3 protein-coding genes are annotated in these 4,253 nt (G+C 63.9%); all 3 read right to left on the minus strand.

Translation table 11 applies throughout. The features are described 5' to 3' along the window. A partial coding sequence (locus tag ACNPP0_RS24600) for an acyl-CoA dehydrogenase family protein (RefSeq protein ID WP_448707261.1) occupies positions 1–540 on the minus strand: 540 nt, incomplete at its 3' end. A 72-nt stretch (positions 541–612) separates the two neighbouring features. Then, positions 613–2,313 (minus strand): aspartate-alanine antiporter, encoded by a 1,701-nt coding sequence (gene aspT, locus ACNPP0_RS24605; protein ID WP_332610471.1) that lies wholly within the window; start codon positions 2,311–2,313, stop codon positions 613–615. 22 nt (positions 2,314–2,335) lie between these two features. Beyond that, positions 2,336–4,162 (minus strand): bifunctional aspartate transaminase/aspartate 4-decarboxylase, encoded by a 1,827-nt coding sequence (locus ACNPP0_RS24610; protein WP_332610473.1) that lies wholly within the window; start codon positions 4,160–4,162, stop codon positions 2,336–2,338. Positions 4,163–4,253 lie beyond the last annotated feature (91 nt).

A 4,253-nucleotide genomic window follows, 5' to 3' on the forward strand; every position in this document is an offset into this window, starting at 1 on the left:
CAGGGCGCGCGTGGCGACCTGCGCCAGGTCCGAACCCGCTTGCGGCTCGGTCAGGTTCATGGTGCCCGTCCACTTGCCCGCGATCAGGTTCGGCACGTATTCGCGGCGTTGCGCGTCCGAGCCCACGGTCAGCAGGGCTTCGATCACCCCGTCGGTCAGCATGGGGCACAAGGAAAACGCCAGGCTGGCAGCCTGGATGTTCTCGCCGGGCGCGGCCGCAACCAGCTTGGGCAGGCCTTGCCCACCCCACTCTTGCGGATGCTGCAAGCCTTGCCAGCCGCCGGCGGCGTAGTCCTTGAAGCCCTGCGCATAACCGGGCGTGGTCGTGACATGGCCGTCTTTCCAGACAGGCGGCTGCGTGTCACCCGGCACATTCAAGGGCGCCACCGCCTGTTCCACAAAGCGGCCGTTCTCTTGCAGGATGGCGTCGACCAGATCCGGCGTGACGTCGCCAAAGCCGGGCAATGCAAGGATGTCGTCCAGGCCGGCCAGGTCGTTCAGCGTAAAGCGGAAGTCCTGTAGCGGGGTTACGTAGGGCATGATGTCTCCGTGTGCAAAACGACAGCGAGGCGCCAAGCGCCTCGCCTCTGCTGCGTCTTTCAGATACGCGTCTTAACTCAGATGGTACGCCAACGACACGATGATGGGCCCCAGCACCGGCAGCAGCACGTTGGCAATTGCATAGGTCACGGTGTAACCCAGCAGCGGCACGGAACTGCCGCTGGAGTTCAAGATGGCGCTGATGGCGGGCGTGCTGACGTGCTGGCCGGCAATGGCGCCCACGAGCAACGGACCTTCAATCTTCAGTATCTTGTGGCCCACCCACAATGACAGGCAGGCCGGCCCCAGCGATACCAGCAAGCCGATCAGCGGCAGCACGGCGCCATGTTCGCGGATCAGCGATACGGCTTCGGGCCCCGCCGACAAGCCCACGCAGGCCACGAACACCGCCAGCCCCAGGTCCTTCAACAGCTGCACGGCGTGATCCGGCATGTGCCCCAGCGACGGCCGCTTGGCATTGATCCAGCCGCACACCAACCCGCTGACCAGCGCCCCGCCACCGCTACCCAGCGACACCGGGATGCCCCACATGCGCGCGCTGAGGCTGCCGATCATCAAGCCCGCCAGGATGCCGAAGGCCAGGAAGACCAGATCGGTGACGCCGCTGCGGCGCAGCTCGCTGCCCAGCGCCGCACCCGCTTGCGCCAGTTCGGGTTCGGCGCCCACCAGCGTGACCAGGTCCCCGTATTGCACGATGGTGGCCGGCGTCAATGGCAGCACGTGCCCCGACCGCGTGATGGACTGCACGAAGACGCCACGTGCCCGCTTGGCGCCGGGGCGCTTGCCCAGCTCGCCCATGGTGATTCCGTTGACGTTCTTTTTGTTGACGATGACCGCAAGCTCGCGCAGTTGCAGATCATCGGCGTGCGCTTCCGGCAGCTGGATCTCCGGGCCGACCACCGCGCCGGCCCGCAGCGCAAAACGGCGCAAGCCCAGCACCACCACGATGTCGCCCGTGGCCAGCGTGTCGTCGGGGGTAACGTCCAGCGCCGCGCCGTTGCGCAGGAGGCGGCTGATCACGGTACGACCGCCCAGTTGGGCCTCGATGTCGCCCACCTTCATGCCGTCGGCGTCCTTGACCACGTGGGCCCGCCCCACCAGGCGCGGCAACGTGGGCAGGTTGATGTCTTCGTCTTCACCGGACGCGACGCCCAGCTTGGCTTCCAGGGCCTTGGACGCTGCGCGCAAGTTGATGCGCAACAACGCCGGCGCCACCTGGCTGGTAAAAAACACGATGCTGATCAAGCCCACCAGATAGGTCAGCGTGTAGGCCGTGGCTATGTTGGCTTCCATGCGCTGCACCTCTGCATCCGGCAAGCCCAGGTGCTTGAGCGCTTCGGCGGCGGTTCCGACCACCGCCGATTCGGTTGCGGCGCCTGCCGCCAGCCCCGCTGCCGTACCGGCATCCAGGCCAAACAGCGGCACGGCCGACAACACAATCGTCAGCACCAGCAACGCTTCGATGATGGGCAGCGCGATATAGCGCAGGCTGGAGCGATTCAGGTTGGCGAAGAACTGCGGGCCGCCCGAATAGCCCATGGCGAAGATGAACAGCGCGAAGGCCACCTCTTTCAGGTCCCCGCGCATCTGGCAACCCGTCTGGCCGATCAGCAGGGCGACGATCAGCGTGCCGCACACGCCGCCCAACTGAATCGGCCCGACCTTGAGCTTGCCGATCAGGTATCCCAAACCCACCGTGACGAACAACACCGCGATGGGGACGCTATTGAAAAACCCGATCGAGCACGTCATAGCTCATGTCGCCTGTGGTTGCCTACTTGCGGGCGGTAGCCTTCTTGGCGGATTTGGCCGCCGTGTCCGCTTGCTTGACGGCTTTCTTCACCGCCTTCTTGGCGACCTTCTTCGTGGCCGTCTTTGCCGCGCGCTTGGCCGCGCCGGCTTTCACCGTCTGGCCCTTGCCGGCAGTCGGACCCGAACGCACCAGCTCGGACGCCTTCCATGCCTCGACGTACTCGGTGGCGCACTCGACCATGTACTTGCCGATCTTGGCGTAATCGGCATCGTCCAGATTGGCCAGCGAGATGCGGATCGACCAGGGCGGCCCGCCGAAGCCGCCGCCATCCATCAGCACCACGCCCGTCTTCTCGGCCAGCCGGAACAGGAAGTCCACGGGCTCGTAGTTCGACGTCATGTACTTGCAGAAGGCATCGCCATACATGACCTTGGCCCAGACCATGAAGTCCAGTTCCACGTAATACCAGGCGCGCATCGGATCTTCCGGGGGCACCGGAATACCCAACCCGCTCCATAGCGAGTCGCGGCGCGCACGCACGATCTGCATCGTCAGGTGCTTGTAGGCGTCCTTCAGGTCCAGCAGGTGGGACAGCGCAAAAAAGCACATCTGCACCTGCTGCGGCAGGGACAGGCCCGCCGTGTGGTTCAGCGCCACGTTGCGGCTGTCGGCCACCATGCGGTCGATGAACTTGAGCTTTTCGGGCTCCATCGTCATGGCGCCGTAGCGCTTGTTCAGGCGCTGCTTCCACGCCGCGGGCAGTTCGGCGATGCGCCGGTCCATGGTGTTTTTCTCGTGCGTGGCAATCACACCCAGACGCCAGCCCGTGCAACCGAAGTTCTTGGAAAAGGAATAGACGCAGATGGTGTTGTGCGGCACTTCGGCCATCAGCGACCGGAAGTTCGGCACGAAGGTGCCGTACACATCGTCCGTGACCAGCACCAGATCGGGATTCTTGCGGATCAGGCGCACGATCTGCTTCATCTCGACCGGGCTGAACGCCACCGACGGCGGGTTGCTGGGGTTGACCGTTACGGCCAGCTTGATCTTCGGATTTTCCAGCTTGGCGATTTCAGAGGCGGGATAGTGCCAGTCGTGCGTGCCGTCGGCCCGCAGGCTGCTGGCGTTGATGGCGACAATCTTGAACTGGAAACGCTCAAGGTGCGCGATTTCGATATAGGGCGTGAAGGTGGGCAGGAACAGCGCAATGGTATCGCCCTGCTTCAACAGGCCGTTCTGCATCATCGAGTCGAAGATGTAGCACATGGCGGCCGTGCCGCCCTCTACCGGAAACAGGTCGAACTTGCCCTTGGGCGGCCGACCATCGCACATTTCCTTGATCAGGTAGTCGTGCACGATCTGTTCGGTATGCACCAGCGCGCGCGGCGGCACGGGGTAGTTGTCACCGATGATGCTGTCGGTCAGTTCGTGGATCCATTCGTCCGGATCGAAACCCTTTATCTTGACGCCGTATTCAAGCACGCCCACCAGGAAGTCGTAGCCGTCCTCGCCCTTGTGCTTGGACAGGAATTTACGCAAGCGGTCGGCGCAACCTTTCTTTGCCGGCATGCCAGCCAGGATGGCATCGTCGCGCACGCGGCGCGCCTCTTTCATCGCAAACTGGCCCATCAGGAAGAAAGCGTCGCGCGGCTCGGTGGCGATCCAATTCGGGTTGCCCCGGCCCGCGTTCAACATGGTCAAGGCAGCCGTCTGCTGATTCTCCTTGGCCAACGTAATCAGATAATCCTTCAGTTCAAACGGCGACAGCTGTTCAAGGTCGCGTTGACGCGAGCGGGTCGTCTTCAAGGCGGAAGCCAGGCTGACAGTGAGAGGCGCGGTGGAAGCCATTGTTAGGTACTCCTGGTTTGCGTTTTGACAAGCGCTGGCGAAGCGGCGCGGCGGGCATGCCCACCGCCCCGGTTTTGCTGCCCGCAAGCCC

It is taken from the genome of Achromobacter semiaridum (genome assembly GCF_053543755.1).